The following is a 16,000-nucleotide window of genomic DNA, read 5'->3' as shown; positions in this document are numbered from 1 at the left end:
GGTCACGGTGCTGGCGTCGGCGGCGGCGGCCTTGGCGGCGGCGCTGTCGCCCTCGGCGGCGTCCTTCTTGCCGCAGGCGGCCAGCGACAGGGCCGCGACGGCCACGCCGGCGATCAGGAACTTGCGAAGAACGGTGGAGCTCATGAGGTTTCCCCTGGCGACGGCCGCCCTCGCGGCGGCCTTCAGCGAAGGGAATACCGGTTCGAAAGCCCGCGCAAGCCAGGACTTCACGGGGCCGTGATCAGGCGACCTCTCGGCGAGCGAAGGCCGCGGGGAGTCTTATTCGTTCGGCATCTGCGACAGGGCCTCTTCCAGCTCGGCGAAGCTGGGCTGGGCCGGCGAGGGGACATTGCCGCGGCCGATCTCGACCGAGATCTGGGCGGCGTTGCCGTGCAGGTGGGCCACCAGCACCGCCTGGATGATCTTGTAGAAGGCGCCTTCCTCGTTGACGACCGAGGTCAGGCGCAGGGCGAACGGCGCCACCAAGCCATAGGCCATGAACACGCCCAGGAAGGTGCCGACCAGGGCGCCGCCGATCATGCCGCCCAGCACGGCGGGCGGCTCGGTGATCGAACCCATGGTCTTGATCACGCCCAGCACGGCGGCCACGATGCCCAGCGCCGGAAGGGCGTCGGCCAGGGATTGCAGGGCGTGGGCGGGCTCGAGCGCCTCGTGGTGGTGCTTTTCGAGCTGCTTTTCCATCGCGTCCTCGACCTGGTGCGGATCTTCCAGGTTCATGGTCATCATCCGCAGCGTGTCGCAGATGAAGTCGACGGCGAAGTGGTCGTGGGTGATCTTGGCGTAACGGCCGAAGATCGTGCTCTCGTGCGGCTTTTCGATGTGGCTTTCCAGGGCGATGACGCCCTTGGACTTCATCGTCTTGGTCAGCAGGAACAACAGGCTCAACAGGTCGCGATAGTCGGCCGCGTTCCACTTGGGGCCCTTGAAGATCTTGCCGAAGCCGCCGGCCGTGGCCTTGATCGTCGTCATCGAGTTCGAGATCAGGAACGAGGCGATGCCCGCGCCCAGGATACACATCAGCTCGTGCGGGGCCGCCTCGATGATGACGTCCATCTTGCCGCCGGACATGATGAACGAGCCGAACACCAGGCCGAAGAGCAGGACAATGCCGATGATCTGGAACATGGTGCTTTAGCCGACCCCGCGAATGACGGCGCATCATCGGATTTAATGATTAATCCAAGGTTCCCTGCGCGACCATAAGGCCGCGATGGCCGCGACGGATTGCGCCCTGTCGCCGGCGGGTCTAACGGTTGTTTGATGACAGGGGAGACTCAGGAGGCCCGGGACAACCGAGGCCCATTCGCCATTCTCTTCGGCGTGTCCGTGGCGACCGCCCTGGGGAACACGGGCATGTTGTCGGTGCTGCCCGCCATCGGCCGGCAGATCGGCATTCCCGACGCCATGGTCGCGGCCATCTTCTCGCTGTCGGCGGTGCTGTGGGCGATCACCTCGCCGATCTGGGCGCGACAATCCGACATCCGAGGACGCAAGCCGCTGATCCTGCTGGGCCTGGGCGGGTTCTGCCTGTCGATGAGCCTGTGCGCCATCGTCGTCTCGGCGGGCCTGCGCCACGTGGCCGCGCCGATGGTGATCTTCGTGCTGTTCCTGCTGTCGCGCGCGATCTTCGGCGGCTTCGGCTCGGCCGCCAACCCGGCGACCCAGGCCTATATGGCCGAGCGGACCAGCCGCGAGGAGCGCACCCAGACCATGGCCACCCTGGCCGGGGCCACGGGCCTGGGCACGGTGGTGGGACCGCTGCTGGCGCCGCTGTTCGTGCTGCCGATCGTCACCCTGGCCGGGCCGATGTTCGCCTTCGCCGTGCTGGCGGCGGTCATGCTGTTCGTCGTGCATCGCGGCCTGCCCGAGACCTTCAAGCCGGTCGGGGGCGGCGAGACGCCGCCGCGCCGCCGGCGGGCCCTGCCGTTCCTGGGCGGCGGCTCCGACGTCGCCCTGTGGAAGGACGAGCGCCTCAAGCCGTTCCTGATCTTCGGCTTCCTGGTCGCCTCGTGCCAGACGGCCCAGACCCAGACCCTGGGCTTTCTGATCATCGACAAGCTGGGCCTTTCGCCGATCAAGGCCCAGGGCTTCATCACCCTGGCCATGGCGGCCGGGGCGGTGGCGGGCCTCTTGGCCCAGTGGGGTCTCATCCGGATGTTCCGCATGGGCCCGCGCGAGCTGATGCGCTGGGGCGTCGGCTGCGCGGCGGTGGGCAACGCGGTCGTCGCCTTCGCCCCGGACTACGCCGCCGTCGCCATCGGCTACGCGATCGCCTGCCTGGGCTATGGCTTCGCGCGGCCGGGCTTCACGGCTGGGGCCTCGCTGTCGGTCGGGGCGCGCGACCAGGCCGGGGCGGCGGGCGCGATCGCCGCGATCAACGGCCTCAACGTCGTCGTCGCGCCGCTGTTCGTGCTGCTCTACGAGCGCGTCGGATGGGGGCCGTTCGTGCTGAACGCCGCCATCCTGGTCGGCCTGCTGGCCTACGCTCTGCGCCAGGCCATGCTGCGCGCGATCTCCCAGGCCGGACCCGAGACCGAGGCGACGATCGCGGGCTTGGAGCGCGCCGACGAGGGCGGGGTTTAGGGGGCGCCCGCCACTCCGCGCGATATTCTAGAGAACCATCCGCTCCAGGGCGCGGCGGTCCTTCAGCACCACGTGGCGCACGGTCGGCAGGGCGATCAGGCCCTCGTCCTGCAGGCTGGTCAGGGCCCGCGAGACGGTCTCGATCGTCAGGCCCAGATAGTCGGCCATGTCCTGGCGGCCCATCGGCACGTCGATCTCGGCGTCGGCGCGGGTGCGCTGGGCGATGTCGAGCAGCAGGCCCACGACCCGTTCGATCGCCGAGCGGCGGCCCAGCATCAGCACGTGGTCCTGGCTGCGTTGCAGGCCCTCGGCGGTCAGGTGGAAGACCGCGCGGGCCGCGTCGCCGCGACGCGCCACCAGGTCGCTGAGCGCGCCCCGGCGGATCATCCGCACGCTGGTGTCGCACATGGCCTCGGCGGTGACGCGGTGCGCCTCGCCCATCTCCCAGCCGAAATAGTCGCCGGCGAACAGGAAGGCGTCCACCTGGCGACGGCCGTCGCGCAGGATGCGATAGGTGCGCACCGAGCCCGAGACCACCTGGTAGATGTAGTCGGCGTCCTCGCCCTCGCCGAAGATCTCCTCGTCGCGGGTCAGCCGCAGGCAGGCGCCCGGCGTGGGCAAGGCGGCGTCGAACAGATGATCGGTGTCAAAGCTTTTGGCGCGGATCGGAGACAACATGGAGAACCCCCTTGGCTTGAGAGGGTTATCGCGCCCCGGACGCCGCGCGGAAATTCGTGGACCACGCCTAAGGAAGCCTCGCTAAGGGGAATTGCTTAGGCGCGTCCGCGTACCCGTCGAGTTTTGACGCCGATCAAGGCGCGGCGGAGAGATCGCGCGGAGTCTGGGCGCCATGTGCGATCGGCCTGACCTGTCGGATCCCCGACCCTTGATCCTGCTCCTGGTGGCCGACGAGCCGCTGAGGGAAGCCTTGCGCTTTTCCCTGGAGACGGAAGGCTACGCCGTCAGCGCCCCGGCCGCGCCCGACGCCTGCATGGCCTGCGTCGACTGCAGCGCCGCCGCCTGCGTGGTCATCGACGACAGCGATCGCTCCTGGCCCCACCGGGTGGGCGGGCGTCCGACCATCGTCCTGACCGGCGACGCCGAACGGCTGGTGCGCGCGGGCGTGCGCGGCGTGTCGGTGGTCGAAAAGCCCCTGCTGGACGACGCCCTGGGCCGCCGGCTGGCCGAGGTCCTCGGCGCCCAGGTCTAGAGGGCGGCCTTACCCGCTTGGCGCCTTACGGGCTAAAGACGATGGCCGTGCTCGCGCGCGCGGATCGTAATGGTTTTCCCGAGGTCTCCAACATGGTGGAAAACAGCCGACACATCGGCGGGGGAGCGGCGCGGGGCCTGCTGGTCGGTCTGTTCCACGCTGTTTGCGGCCTGCTGCTGCTCTGGACGATCCCCAACCAGTTCGTATCGTTGCGGATCGCGCGGAGCGACATCTCGACGGGCGGCGCCTGGGTCGCGGTGTTCGTGCTCGGCCTCGTCCCCTTCCTGGTCGCTATGGCGCTGCTGGGCATGGGCGTTGGCGTCGTCGGAGCCGGCCTGCCGTCGCGCGTCCTCAGAGGCCTGGTGTCGGCGCTGATCTTCGGCCTCGTGCTGGTTCTCATGGCGATCAGCGCGCAAGTGTCGCCAGACAACGTCTTCTCGATCGCGACGGGCATTCCGATGATGTTCTACGGGCCGCTGCCGATCGGCCTGACGGCGATCGTCGCGGCGATTTCCTTCGGCTCGGCCGGGGCGACCCGCGCCTAAGCCCGCGCCGACAGCGTCATCCGCACCAGGGCCGCCAGGTTGTCGGCCTGCATCTTGGTCATCAGCTTGGCGCGGTAGATCTCGACCGTGCGCGGGCTGATGCCCAGGTCGCGGGCGATGACCTTGTTGGCGTGGCCGGCGACGACGCCGTCCAGCACCTGGCGCTCGCGCTCCGACAGGGTCTCGATGCGCTTGTGGATCGCCGCCTGGTCGTCGGAGACGGCGCTTGGCGCCTCGACCAGGTCGAAGGCCCGTCGAAGGGCGTCCAGCATCCGCGATTCCGAGAACGGCTTTTCCAGGAAGTCCGCCACGCCCGATCGCATGGCCTCGACGGCCATTGGAATGTCGCCGTGGCCGGTGATCATCACGATCGGCATTCGCACCTTCAGCGCCGAGAGGCGGGCCACCAGGTCCTGGCCGCTCATCTCGGGCATCCGCACGTCGGTGATGATCACGCCCGGCTTGGCGGTCGGCAGGGCGTCCAGGAAGGCCGGCGCGCTGGCGTAGGACTCGACCTCGAAATCGGCGGATTCCAGCAGGAAGGCCAGCGACTCGCGGGCGCTCTCGTCGTCGTCCACCACGTGGACGACCTGGGGGGCGTCACTCATCGAGGGTCTCCTTCTGGGCGATGCGCGCCTCGACGGGCGGCAGGGTAAAGCGGAACAGGGCGCCGCCGCCGGGATTGGCCTCGGCCCAGATGCGGCCGCCGTGCGCCTCGATGATCGAGCGCGAGATCGACAGACCCACCCCCATGCCTTGCGGCTTGGTGGTCATGAACGGCTGGAACAGCCGCTCGCGCACCGACTCGGCGATGCCGGGACCGGTATCGGCGACGCTGATCCTGGCCCAGCCGTCCTCGGTCTGGTCGGTGCTGATCAGCAGCGCCCGCTTGCGCGGGTCGGAGGCCTGCATGGCGTCGATGCCGTTGCGGATCAGGTTCAGCAGCACCTGCTGGACCTGCACCCGGTCGGCGAACACCGCGTCGGCGCGCGGGTCCAGATCGAGACGCACGTCGACCTGCCGTTCCTTCTCGCCGATCAGGGCCAGGGCCGAGGCCTCCTCGATCAGCTTGGACAGGCTTTCGACGGCGCGCTCGCTGGCCCCGCGCCGGACGAAGTCGCGCATCCGGTGGATCACCTCGCCGGCCCGCAAGGCCTGGGCGGCGGCGCGGTCGATGGCGTCGCGCACCTTGGCCTGGTCGGCCTCGCGGCCCCGGTCGATCAGCCGTCGCGAGCCGGTCAGCAGGTTGGCGATGGCCGACAGCGGCTGGTTCAGCTCGTGCGCCAGGGTCGAGGCCATCTCGCCCATGGCCGTCAGGCGCGAGACGTGGACCAGTTCGTTCTGCAGCTCCTGCAGGCGCGTCTCGGTTTCCTGGCTTTCGGTCAGGTCGCGGATGAAGCCGGTGAAAGAGGGCGTCGCGCCCTTGGTCTCGCCGACCGCAAGCTCCATCGGGAAGGTCGAGCCGTCCTTGCGCCGCCCCACCACCACGCGTCCGGAGCCGATGATCCGCTTCTCGCCGGTGCGGGCGTAGCGCTCCATGTATTTGTCGTGGGCCGACTTGTAGGGCTCGGGCATCAGCAGCGAGACGTTGCGGCCCAGGACCTCGTCCTGGGTCCAGCCGAACATTCGCTCGGCGGCGGGGCTAAACGAGGTCATGATCCCGGCGCGGTCGATGACCACCACCCCGTCGGGCACGGTGTCGAGGATCGAGCGCAGGTGGTCGTTGACCGCCGTCGCCCGTCGCCGCGCGGCGTGGAACCAGCCGCCGCCGATGGCCATGCCGAAGCCGACCGACAGGAAGATCGCCGCCGCCAGGCCGTTGACCATGTCGAACGGAGCGCCCCGCGTCTCCCACCAGACCGCGGCCCAGGCGAAGGTGGTGGCGAAGACGCCGGGTCCCAGGCCGCCCAGCGCCGCGGCGATCAGCACCGCCGGCACGAACAGCAGGAACGACGACGGCGCGGTGAAGGCCTGGGGCAGATAGAGGTGCGCGATCACCGTCGCTATCACCGCCGCGCAGGCGGCCAGATAGGCGGTGGGACGCGGATCGCTGAACAGGGTCGAGGACAGGCCTCGCGCCGGCTTCATTGGCTTGAAAAGCTCCAACAGACTCTCGCCGTTATAGCCGAGCCCGTTTGAGCCAGGTCAAGGCAGGGCGTTTGCGTAACCGAGATGCTCCTCCAGCCTTGCAGAGGAGATGGAATATGTCGGGCGGACAAGAGGCTTATCTGGGTCTGGTCGTGGCGGCGTTCTCGGCCTTCGCGTTGACGCTGTTCGTGACCTACATCCGGGTGAACATGAAATAGGGCTGTTCAAGCTCTATGGCGCGCGGCGGGCCGCGCGATTGTCACCGGGACAATAAAGGCTTTGCGCCGGCCTCCCGCCGCGCATAACAGCGATGACCATTGGATTTCGCGGGAGTTTCCCCATGCGCCAGTGGACCATCGACGCCTTCGCCAGCGGCCCGTTCAAGGGCAATCCCGCCTGCGTGGTCGAGCCCTTCGACGCCTGGCCGTCCGATGACGGACTGCAGGCCCTGGCGGCCGAGAACAATCAGGCCGAGACGGCCTATCTGCTGAAGACCAAGGATCCGGCGCGCTTTGGCCTGCGCTGGTTCACCCCGACGCGCGAGGCGCCGCTGTGCGGCCACGCCACCCTGGCGGCGGCCCACGCGCTGTTCGCCGAAATGGGCGTCGACGTTCCCTTGCTGACCTTCGACACCCTGTCTGGACCGCTGACGGTGCGGCGCGACGGCGAGCGGCTGGAGATGGACTTCCCCGCCGATCCGCCCCATCGGACGCCCGTTCCCGAGGGCTTGGCCGAAGCCCTGGGCGTCGCGCCGACCGAGGTCTGGGCCGGGGCCTATCTGATCGCGGTGCTGAAGGACGAGGCGACGGTGCGAGGGCTGACGCCCGACCTGGCGGCGCTGGGCCGCATCGCCGGCGAGGCGCGCGACGGGGCGGGCCAGACCGTGGTCGTCGCCCTGGCCGATCCGGGCCAGCCCTATTCGGTGGTCAGCCGCTTCTTCGCGCCGGCCGCCGGCATTCCCGAGGATCCGACCACCGGCTCGGCGCACTGCATCCTGATGCCGCTGTTCGGCGAGCGCCTGGGCCAGGCGGTCCTGAGGTTCCATCAGGCCTATCCCGGCCGGGGCGGCGATCTGGAATGCGAAAGCCGCGGCGCGCGCGTTCTGTTGCGCGGCCGCGGCGTCACGGTCATCGAGAGCCGGCTCCGGGTGGAGCCGGCTTAAAGGCCTTCCGCTTACCAGCGACCCGGGCCGCGGCCGTAGCCATAGCCGTACTGGTTGTCATGACGCTCGTAGCGGATGCGGGCGCTGATATTATCGTAGCGACGGTCCAGGTCCGCGCGTTCCCAGCCGGTCAGGCCGCCGCGACGATAGTCGCGCTCCAGGCGGGCGGTGTCGCGCAGCTCGCCGCGCAGACGCCAGGCCTCGCCACGCGTCAGCTGGCCCGAGCGCACGCCCCAGTCGATGCGGCGCTCCAGATTGTCGCGTCGATCGTACAGCGACTGCGCCGAGGCGACGGCGGGAAGGGTGACGGCCGCCAGGGCCGAGACCGCGGTGAGCGAGATCAGGATCTTCTTCATCGGTTCGGGTTCCTTTCGAAATGGGGTGTCGCGGGCGATCGCGACGATGGGGATAGGAAAACACGCGTCGCCTGAAGCGGTTCTGAGCCGCTCGTTATGTTCCGTTCATGTTTGAGGGACCCGAGCCTCGGTGGCGTCAACGCCAGCAGAACCGTCGTCGAGCGTCCGTAATCTTGGCCGTGGGCCCGCTCTCGTCGGTTGGGGGTGATCCTTAGTCGGAATGTCGATCCGTTCGCCGGAGGGGTGATGAACGCGCTCAAACCGTCGCGCAGTCTCGCGATCATGACCTTTCTGCACAGCTTCCAGCCGGGCGGGGTCGAGCGCGTGGCGCTTCGGCTGGCCGGGGCCTGGGCGGAGGCGGGCTGCGAGGTCGTGACCGTGATGGGCCGGCGGGACGGCCCCCTGGCCGAGGAGGCCTCCGACGCCGTGCGCTACCTGTTCGCGCCGCGCTTTCCGCCGGCCGTGGCCTTCGAGTCGGTCTGGATGGTCCCTTACCTGACGGCGGCGATCCTGCGCGAGAACCCCGACGTCCTGTTCTGCGCCGGCAACACCTACGCGATCGTCGCCGTGCTGGTGCGGCTGCTGCTGGGGCGGCGCTGTCCGCCCATCGTCTGCAAGATCAGCAACAGCCTGGACCGCAAGGACTTCTCGCCCTGGATGGGCGCGCTTTACCGTCTGTGGCTTCGGATTCAGGCTCTTCATATCCAGCGTTTCGTGGGGCTGGCCGAGCCGATGCGCCCCGAGATGATCGCGGCGCTGGACCTGCCGCCCGAGCGCGTGGCCATCGTCGAGGATCCGGCCATCCGCCAGGCCGACATCGCGTCCGGCGAACGGACGCGCGCGCCCGGCGAGGGGCGTCTCTTCCTCGGGGTCGGCCGGCTGAATCCGCAGAAGGATTTCGGCCTGCTGATCCGCGCCTTCGCCTGCTTCGCGGGGGCGCGGGACCGCCTGGTGATCCTGGGCGAGGGGCCCGAGCGGGGGCGTCTGACCGAGCTGATCCAGACGCTGGGCGTCGCTGACCGGGTCGAGCTGGTCGGCCATGTGCCCGACACCTCGGGCTGGCTGCGGCGGGCCGACGTCTTCGTGCTGTCCTCGCGCTACGAAGGGGTTCCGGCCGTGGTCATCGAGGCGCTGGCGGCCGGAACGCCGATCGTGGCCACCGATTGCTGCGTCAGCATGGCCGAGCTGCTGGACCACGGCCGGCTGGGCGACCTGACCCCGCCCGGCGACGTCGAGGCGCTGGCTGGGGCGATGCAAAGGATCCTGCGATGGCCCCGCGACGTGGCGGCGATGCGGGCCCAGGCCGCGCGCTTCACCATCGAGCGCTCGGGCGCGGCCTATCTCGACCTGATGGCGGGCTTGGCCGGACGCCCCGCGCTGACCTGGACGTCCGCCGAGCAATCCCCAATGACGACGCGGGCGACGGAAGCGACGGCGGAGGCTTGAGGCTCGGCCTCGAGACGTGCTCTAGGCCGCTCGGGCCATGCGGGCGGCGGCGATGGCGGTCTCGATCGCGTCGTAGAGCTTGGTGACCTCGATCGGCTTGGCGACGTGGCCGTCCATGCCGGCGGCCAGATAGCCCTCGACCTGGTGGGCCAGGGCGTTGGCGGTCACGGCCACGATCGGCGTGCGGGCGCGGCCCTCGGCGATTTCCAGGGCGCGGATGGCCCGGGCGGCCTCCACGCCATCCATCACCGGCATGTGGATGTCCATCAGCACGATGTCGTAGTCGCCGGCCTTCCAGGCCTCGACGCAGGCCGCGCCGTCCGCGACCAGGGTCACCTCGGCGTTCAGCGGCGCCAGCACGGCCTCGACCACCTTCTGATTGGTCGGATTGTCGTCGGCGGCCAGCACGCGCGGGCGAGCGACGGAGGGGGCGCGCGGAACGGCCGCCAGCGAGGGCTGCTCGTCGTCGATATAGTGGACCTCGGTGAGGGTCTCCTCGCGCGGCGTGCTGACCAGGACAGTGAAGGTCGAGCCCCGACCCTCGCGGCTCTGCACCTTGATCGTGCCGCCCATCAGGTTGGCCAGTTCGCGGCAGATGGCCAGGCCCAGGCCCGAGCCGCCGAAGCGGCGGGTGGTCGAGCTGTCGGCCTGGACGAACTTGTCGAACAGGCGCGGCAGGATGTCGGGCGCGATGCCGATGCCGGTGTCGGCCACGTCGATGCGCAGGCCGTCGCCGTCCTCGGCCGAGGCGAAGCGCACGGCGACCGCGCCTTCCAGGGTGAACTTCAGGGCGTTGGAGACCAGATTGCCCAGGATCTGGCGCAGACGGTCGGCGTCGCCGCGCCACAGGCCCTGGGCCTCGGGGGCGACGGCGACCTCGAAGGCGAGTCCCTTTTCCAGCGCCTGGGGCGCATAGGCCTCGCGCACCGACTGGGCCAGCTGGACGATGTCGAACGGGCGGTCCTCGATCTCCAGCCGCCCGGCCTCGATCTTGGACAGGTCCAGCACGTCGTTCAGGACGCTGAGCAGCACGGCGCCCGACTCGCGGATCACGCTCAGGCGCTCGCGCTGCGGGTCGGTGAGTTCGCCCATGGCCATGATGTCGGCCATGGCCAGCACGCCGTTCAGCGGGGTGCGGATCTCGTGGCTCATATTGGCCAGGAAGTGCGATTTCAGCACGTTGGCGGCGTTGGCGTCGTCGCGGGCGCGGACCAGTTCGGCCATGGCGCCGCGCAGGTCCTCGTCATTGGTCTCCAGCCGCGCCACCAGATGGTTGAAGCTGGCGGTCAGGCTGTGGAAGACGTCGTCGTCGGCGCACTGGTCCACGGGCTTGTAGCGCCCGCCGACGGCGGTTTCGTGCATGGCCTCGGACAGGCGCTCCATGGGCTTGGCCAGGCGGCGGGCCAGGCTGTTGGCCAGCAGGATCGCCAGGCCCGCGGCGCCGAAGAACAGGGCGCCGGTCAGGGCCAGGTCGCGGGCCAGGGTCTGGCCCAGGCCGGGATGCTCGGCCAGCAGCACCAGCGTGCCCACCCTTTGGGCGCCCAGCTTGATCGGGCGGCTCAGCGTGTCGACGTCGGCGAGATCGGCCGGGCCCAGCTGGGCCACGACGCGGCCCTGTTCGTCGCTGATGCGCACGCCCGCGACGCCGGGCGCCTTGGCCACGGCCTCCAGGGCGCGGTAGGCGCCGACCATGTTGTGATCGGCCAGCGGCGCGGCGGCGCCGGCGGCGGCCATCTTGGCCAGGATCTCGTGATTGGCGCGGGCTTCCTGCCGCGCGACGCTCCACTGCTGCAACATGAAGCACAAACAAGCGGCCACCAGGGCGAGGACGGTCGTCGCCAGGGCGACACCCGCGATTCTCGCCTGCAACGGGGCGAGGGTGGACCCGCTATGGTTGTGACTTTCACTCATGCGGCGTTGTCGACTCAATCAAGAGGAGACCCAATCAAGGCGTAGCGTTCCACAATCTCCCTAACGCTTCGCTTCCACGTTCCGAGCGCGCGCGACAAATCATCGCTAACACACACTTTATGATTGCCTTTCCCTTAACGATCTATTTACCTATTCCATTAGTGTTTCGTTAACGGAGGCGGGTCTTGGAAAAGGTTTTTGTTGCTCAGCGCGTGGCTAACAAGCTTTATGCCACTGAAGCGGCGGTCGACGCGGCGATCGTGGAAGTCACGGAAATGATGGCCGAGCTGGTTCAGGCCCGTAAGGACTTGGGTCTGTCGGCGGTGGTGGGCAATGGCGTCAGCGCCAAGTTCGCCGAGGCCGTTCAAGCGCTCGCGAGCGCTCGCACGGCGGTCGTCGATGCTCACGGCGAATTGGACAATGTGAAGCTGCGTCTGGGCATCCGCACCAAGATGATCGGCTTCGAAAAGGGCGACAGCGGTCAGACCACTGGTCTCCGTGAAGTCGCTAACCAACGCGAAGCGATCTAAGCAACATTGCAATAGTTTAATACTTAAGGCCTCTAATTCCGGTTAGAGGCCTTAATTATGAGTCCCTTGATCGCAGCCTGGATAGGTTGGGCGGTGCTGGTTATCGTCCTGGCGTTGGCTTGCTGGAAAGGCGGCCGGGCCGAACGCTATGGCGTGGCGATTTTTCTGACAGGCGCGCTCTATACGGTTTTGGTCCATCAAAACGCTTCGGCGAGCTTGGGGTCCATATTGCTATTGTTGGGCGAGGGGGCGATCGGCGGCGGATTTCTTTTCCTGGCCCTGCGTTACATGAGCGCCTGGCTGGGCGTGGCCATGCTGCTGCAGGGTATCCAGTTCAGCCTCCATGCCTATTATCTGGTCGGCGGCCTGGCGCGCGACAATACCTATGCGATGGTCAACAACTTGGACTCCATCGGCGTGCTGTTGTGCATTCTGGTCGGCACGCTGCTGGCCTGGCGGCGACGCCGCGCCTCCGCAAAATAATTGCCGAGGGCGGACGATGACTTCGTCGGTCCGCAAAATCTTTTCTTGCAATCTCTCCCGAAACGCGGTTTTTCGCCGGCGGGCCACATCCCCCCAACGGGATGCAGTCCATCTGTAAGGATGGGAGACATCGCTATGACCACGACCCTCGCCAAGCCGGCGATCCGCCCGGCGCGTCCCGAGTTCTCTTCCGGGCCTTGCGCCAAAAGGCCTGGCTGGACCCCCGAAAATCTCAGAAACGCCGTCCTCGGCCGCTCGCACCGGTCGAAGCTGGGCAAGGCGCGCCTGAAGGCCGCCATCGACCAGACGCGCGAAGTGCTGGAAGTTCCCGCCGACTTCCTGATCGGCATCGTGGCCGGTTCGGACACCGGCGCCGTCGAGATGGCGATGTGGTCGATGCTGGGCGCGCGTCCCGTCCAACTGCTGGCCTTCGAGTCCTTCGGCAAGGACTGGGTCACGGACGTCACCAAGCAACTGAAGCTGCCCGACGTCGAGGTGCTGAGCGCCCCGTATGGCCAGCTGCCCGACACGTCCAAGGTCGATCCGGCCAAGGACCTGGTCTTCACCTGGAACGGCACGACCTCTGGCGTGCGCGTGCCCAACGCCGACTTCATCTCGGCCGACCGTGAAGGCATCACGATTTGCGACGCCACCTCGGCGGCCTTCGCCCAGGAACTCGACTGGGCCAAGCTCGATGTCGTGACCTTCTCCTGGCAGAAGGCGCTGGGCGGCGAGGGCGCGCACGGGATCCTGATCCTGTCGCCGCGCGCCGTGGCCCGCCTGGAAAGCTACACGCCGGCCTGGCCGATGCCGAAGCTGTTCCGCATGACCAAGAACGGCAAGATCGCCGCCGACATCTTCGAGGGCGCGACGATCAACACCCCGTCGATGCTCTGCGTCGAGGACGCGCTGGACGCCCTGAAGTGGGCCTCGTCGATCGGCGGTCTCCAGGCCATGCAGGCCCGCGCCGACCAGAACCTGGCCGTGCTGGCCGACTGGGTCGCCAAGACCCCGTGGGTCGACTTCCTGGCCGCCACGCCGGACATCCGCTCCAACACCTCGGTGTGCCTGAAGGTCGTGGATCCCAAGATCACGGCCTTGCCGGAAGAGGCCCAGGCCGACTTCGCCAAGAAGCTGGCCAGCCTGCTCGAAAAGGAGGGCGCGGCCCTCGACATCGGCGGCTATCGCGACGCCCCGGCCGGCCTGCGCATCTGGTGCGGCGCCACGGTGGAGGCTTCGGATCTCGAGGCCCTGACGCCCTGGCTCGACTGGGCCTTCGCCACCGTCTCGGCCGAACTGGTCGCCGCTTAACTCGCGCCCTCCCTCCCCCTTGATGGGGGAGGGGCAGGGGTGGGGGTGATCCCCCGCCACCTCAGCAAGCACCCCCATCCCAACCCTTCCCCCATCGAGGGGGAAGGGCCCGATATTCGGAGACTGACTCCATGACCGCTCCTCGCGTCCTCATCGCCGACAAGCTCAGCCCCGCCGCCGTCGACATCTTCAAGAACCGCGGCGTCGATTTCGACATCAAGACCGGCCTCTCGAAGGACGAGCTGATCGCCGTGATCGGCGACTATGACGGCATCGCCATCCGCTCGGGCGCCAAGCTCGACAAGGACGTCATCGCCGCCGCCCACAAGCTGCGGGTCATCGCCCGCGCCGGCATCGGCGTCGACAACGTCGACATCCCGGCCGCCACGGCCAAGGGCATCGTGGTGATGAACACGCCGTTCGGCAACTCGATCACCACGGCCGAGCACGCCATCGCCATGATGTTCGCCCTGGCCCGCCAGATCCCCGCCGCCGACGTCTCGACCCAGGCCGGCAAGTGGGAGAAGAACCGCTTCATGGGCGTGGAGCTCTACGCCAAGACCCTGGGCCTGATCGGGGCCGGCAATATCGGCTCGATCGTCGCCGACCGGGCTCTGGGCCTGAAGATGAAGGTCGTGGCCTACGACCCCTTCCTGTCGCCGGAACGCGCCGTCGAGATCGGTGTCGAGAAGGTGGAGCTGGACGATCTCCTGGCCCGCGCCGACGTCATCACCCTGCACACCCCGCTGACCGACAAGACCCGCAACATCCTGTCGGCCGAGAACCTGGCCAAGACCAAGAAGGGCGTGCTGATCGTCAACTGCGCCCGCGGCGGCCTGGTCGACGAGGTCGCGCTGCGCAAGCTGCTGGACGAGGGCCACGTGGCCGGCGCCGGCTTCGACGTCTTCGTCACCGAACCGGCCAAGGAAAACCCGCTGTTCGGCTCGGACAAGGTCGTGGCCACCCCGCACCTGGGCGCCAGCACCAGCGAGGCGCAGGAGAACGTCGCCCTGCAGGTCGCCGAACAGGTTTCGGACTACCTGCTGACCGGCGCGGTGACCAACGCCCTGAACAGCCCGTCGATCACGGCGGAAGAAGCCCCGAAGCTGAAGCCGTTCGTCGCCCTGGCCGAGAAGATCGGCGCCCTGGCCGGCCAGATGGTCGACTTCGGCATCAAGGCCATCGACATCGCCTATGAGGGCGAGGTCTCGAACCTGAACGTCAAACCGATGACCTCGGCGGCCCTGGCCGGCGTGCTGAAGCCGATGCTGGCCGAGATCAACATGGTTTCGGCTCCGGCCGTGGCCAAGGAGCGCGGCGTCACCGTTTCGGAGAGCCGCCAGGAGGTCAGCCCCACCTATGACAGCCTGATGCGCGTGACCATCACCACCGAGAAGGGCAAGCGCGCCTTCGCCGGCACGGTGATCGCCGGCGCGCCGCGCATCGTCGAGGTCAAGGGCATGGAGCTGGACGCGGGCTTCTCGCCGGCCATGCTGTACATCAACAACCTGGACAAGCCGGGCTTCATCGGCGCGCTGGGCATGTTGCTGGGCGAGGCCGGCGTCAACATCGCCACCTTCAACCTGGGCCGCATGGCCGCCGACGAAGACGCCATCGCCCTGGTCGGCGTCGACCAGGCCCCGGACGCGGCCCTGCTGGCCAAGATCCAGGCCCTGCCGCACGTCAAGGAAGCGCGCGCGCTGACGTTCTGAGGATAATGGATCCTCCCTCGCGACGCGGGGGAGGATCTTTATTTCAAAGGCCCCGCATGTCGCTGTTCATTCCCCGCAAGATCAACAAGCTGGGCCTGGCGGCCTTCTTGGCGGCCGTGGCTTTCACCCTCTACGCGGCCCTGGCGCCGGGCGACGACACCGCCGGCCTGATCCCCTGGGACAAGGCCAAGCACTTTATCGTCTTCTATGGCCTGACCTTCCTGGCGACGATCGCGCTGCCCCGCAGCCGGTACTGGAAGATTGGCCTGGCCCTGCTGGGCCTCGGGATCGCCATCGAGCTGTTGCAGGCCCTGCCGGTGATCAACCGCGACTGCGACCCGTTCGACGTGATCGCCGACGTCTGCGGCATCGGCTTCTATTGCGGACCGATCCTCGTCAACCGCTGGCTGGAACGGGCCAGGGTTTAGAGCGCGCTCCGACGCTTCGGTCGCGAAACCGCGCCGGCTTCGGCCGCATCCGGGCTGGAGCAAAGTCCGCGATTGCCAATCGCTTGGGTTGTCCAGCGGGCGAGGCGCGAAAAAAAATCCGTCTTCGGTCGAATTTTTTCACGACGCGGCGTTTCGCGCCGGCGTTGAGCGATGTTTCGCGCGCGCGCGTTCGTTTACCTTGTTTTCTCACTGA

General features: G+C 68.2%; 17 protein-coding genes and 1 pseudogene. 11 read left to right on the top strand and 7 right to left on the bottom strand.

The window, feature by feature from the left end; all coding sequences use genetic code 11:
- Both FCU40_RS23325 and motA read right to left on the bottom strand, forming a co-directional pair.
- Positions 1-144: pseudogene (locus FCU40_RS23325) on the bottom strand (hypothetical protein); the annotation flags it as partial.
- 135 nt (positions 145-279) lie between these two features.
- Positions 280-1,146 (bottom strand): flagellar motor stator protein MotA, encoded by an 867-nt coding sequence (gene motA, locus FCU40_RS11375; RefSeq protein ID WP_004619943.1) that lies wholly within the window; start codon positions 1,144-1,146, stop codon positions 280-282.
- Positions 1,147-1,281: 135 nt separating this feature from the next.
- On the opposite strand from motA, the gene FCU40_RS11370 reads away from it, so the two are divergent.
- The gene (locus FCU40_RS11370; RefSeq protein ID WP_168075005.1) at positions 1,282-2,604 is read left to right on the top strand and encodes an MFS transporter; all 1,323 of its coding nucleotides are present in this window, start codon (positions 1,282-1,284) and stop codon (positions 2,602-2,604) included.
- Positions 2,605-2,631: 27 nt separating this feature from the next.
- On the opposite strand, the gene FCU40_RS11365 is transcribed toward FCU40_RS11370, so the two are convergent.
- Positions 2,632-3,282 (bottom strand): helix-turn-helix domain-containing protein, encoded by a 651-nt coding sequence (locus FCU40_RS11365; protein ID WP_004619947.1) that lies wholly within the window; start codon positions 3,280-3,282, stop codon positions 2,632-2,634.
- A gap of 208 nt (positions 3,283-3,490) precedes the next feature.
- Here FCU40_RS11365 and FCU40_RS11360 point away from each other — a divergent pair, with 208 nt between their 5' ends.
- A complete protein-coding gene (locus FCU40_RS11360; protein ID WP_275052048.1) occupies positions 3,491-3,814 on the top strand; it encodes a nucleoside transporter in 324 nt (107 codons plus the stop codon).
- A 41-nt stretch (positions 3,815-3,855) separates the two neighbouring features.
- Complete coding sequence (locus FCU40_RS11355) at positions 3,856-4,359, top strand: hypothetical protein (RefSeq protein ID WP_168075003.1); 504 nt, start codon at positions 3,856-3,858, stop codon at positions 4,357-4,359.
- Here FCU40_RS11355 and fixJ read toward each other — a convergent pair.
- Positions 4,356-4,967, bottom strand: coding sequence for a response regulator FixJ (fixJ, locus tag FCU40_RS11350; protein WP_168075001.1), 612 nt, complete (start codon positions 4,965-4,967; stop codon positions 4,356-4,358). The two genes, FCU40_RS11355 and fixJ, sit on opposite strands and share 4 nt — an antisense overlap.
- On the bottom strand, positions 4,960-6,447 hold the full coding sequence (locus tag FCU40_RS11345; RefSeq protein ID WP_168075000.1) for a PAS domain-containing sensor histidine kinase: 1,488 nt from the start codon (positions 6,445-6,447) through the stop codon (positions 4,960-4,962). The genes fixJ and FCU40_RS11345 overlap by 8 nt, the downstream gene beginning before the upstream one ends.
- Before the next feature lie 116 nt (positions 6,448-6,563).
- Here FCU40_RS11345 and FCU40_RS23320 point away from each other — a divergent pair, with 116 nt between their 5' ends.
- Together FCU40_RS23320 and FCU40_RS11340 are read left to right on the top strand one after the other, a co-directional pair.
- Complete coding sequence (locus tag FCU40_RS23320) at positions 6,564-6,665, top strand: hypothetical protein (RefSeq protein ID WP_004619956.1); 102 nt, start codon at positions 6,564-6,566, stop codon at positions 6,663-6,665.
- A gap of 122 nt (positions 6,666-6,787) precedes the next feature.
- Positions 6,788-7,609, top strand: coding sequence for a PhzF family phenazine biosynthesis protein (locus FCU40_RS11340; RefSeq protein ID WP_168074998.1), 822 nt, complete (start codon positions 6,788-6,790; stop codon positions 7,607-7,609).
- Between the two features lie 11 nt (positions 7,610-7,620).
- On the opposite strand, the gene FCU40_RS11335 is transcribed toward FCU40_RS11340, so the two are convergent.
- Positions 7,621-7,965, bottom strand: coding sequence for a hypothetical protein (locus tag FCU40_RS11335; RefSeq protein ID WP_004619959.1), 345 nt, complete (start codon positions 7,963-7,965; stop codon positions 7,621-7,623).
- Positions 7,966-8,211: 246 nt separating this feature from the next.
- On the opposite strand from FCU40_RS11335, the gene FCU40_RS11330 reads away from it, so the two are divergent.
- Entirely contained in the window at positions 8,212-9,411 is a 1,200-nt protein-coding gene (locus FCU40_RS11330) for a glycosyltransferase (protein WP_168074997.1), read from the top strand.
- 21 nt (positions 9,412-9,432) lie between these two features.
- On the opposite strand, the gene FCU40_RS11325 is transcribed toward FCU40_RS11330, so the two are convergent.
- A complete protein-coding gene (locus FCU40_RS11325; protein WP_168074996.1) occupies positions 9,433-11,322 on the bottom strand; it encodes an ATP-binding protein in 1,890 nt (629 codons plus the stop codon).
- Positions 11,323-11,507: 185 nt separating this feature from the next.
- Between FCU40_RS11325 and FCU40_RS11320 the strand changes: the two genes are divergently transcribed.
- From FCU40_RS11320 to FCU40_RS11300, 5 genes are all read left to right on the top strand, one after another.
- Positions 11,508-11,852, top strand: coding sequence for a hypothetical protein (locus tag FCU40_RS11320; RefSeq protein WP_168074994.1), 345 nt, complete (start codon positions 11,508-11,510; stop codon positions 11,850-11,852).
- 57 nt (positions 11,853-11,909) lie between these two features.
- Positions 11,910-12,335 carry a hypothetical protein gene (locus FCU40_RS11315; protein WP_168074992.1) on the top strand — a complete coding sequence of 142 codons (426 nt, stop codon included), beginning with the start codon at positions 11,910-11,912 and terminating at the stop codon, positions 12,333-12,335.
- Positions 12,336-12,470: 135 nt separating this feature from the next.
- Entirely contained in the window at positions 12,471-13,646 is a 1,176-nt protein-coding gene (locus tag FCU40_RS11310) for a phosphoserine transaminase (RefSeq protein WP_168074990.1), read from the top strand.
- 131 nt (positions 13,647-13,777) lie between these two features.
- Positions 13,778-15,358 (top strand): phosphoglycerate dehydrogenase, encoded by a 1,581-nt coding sequence (serA, locus tag FCU40_RS11305; RefSeq protein ID WP_004623128.1) that lies wholly within the window; start codon positions 13,778-13,780, stop codon positions 15,356-15,358.
- A 56-nt stretch (positions 15,359-15,414) separates the two neighbouring features.
- Positions 15,415-15,786, top strand: coding sequence for a hypothetical protein (locus tag FCU40_RS11300; RefSeq protein ID WP_168074988.1), 372 nt, complete (start codon positions 15,415-15,417; stop codon positions 15,784-15,786).
- Positions 15,787-16,000 lie beyond the last annotated feature (214 nt).

Source organism: Caulobacter sp. SSI4214, from assembly GCF_012184455.1.
GTDB lineage: Bacteria > Pseudomonadota > Alphaproteobacteria > Caulobacterales > Caulobacteraceae > Caulobacter > Caulobacter vibrioides_E.
The sequence above is the reverse complement of the archived record's forward strand: the minus strand, read 5'-3'. Positions and strand labels throughout refer to the sequence as shown.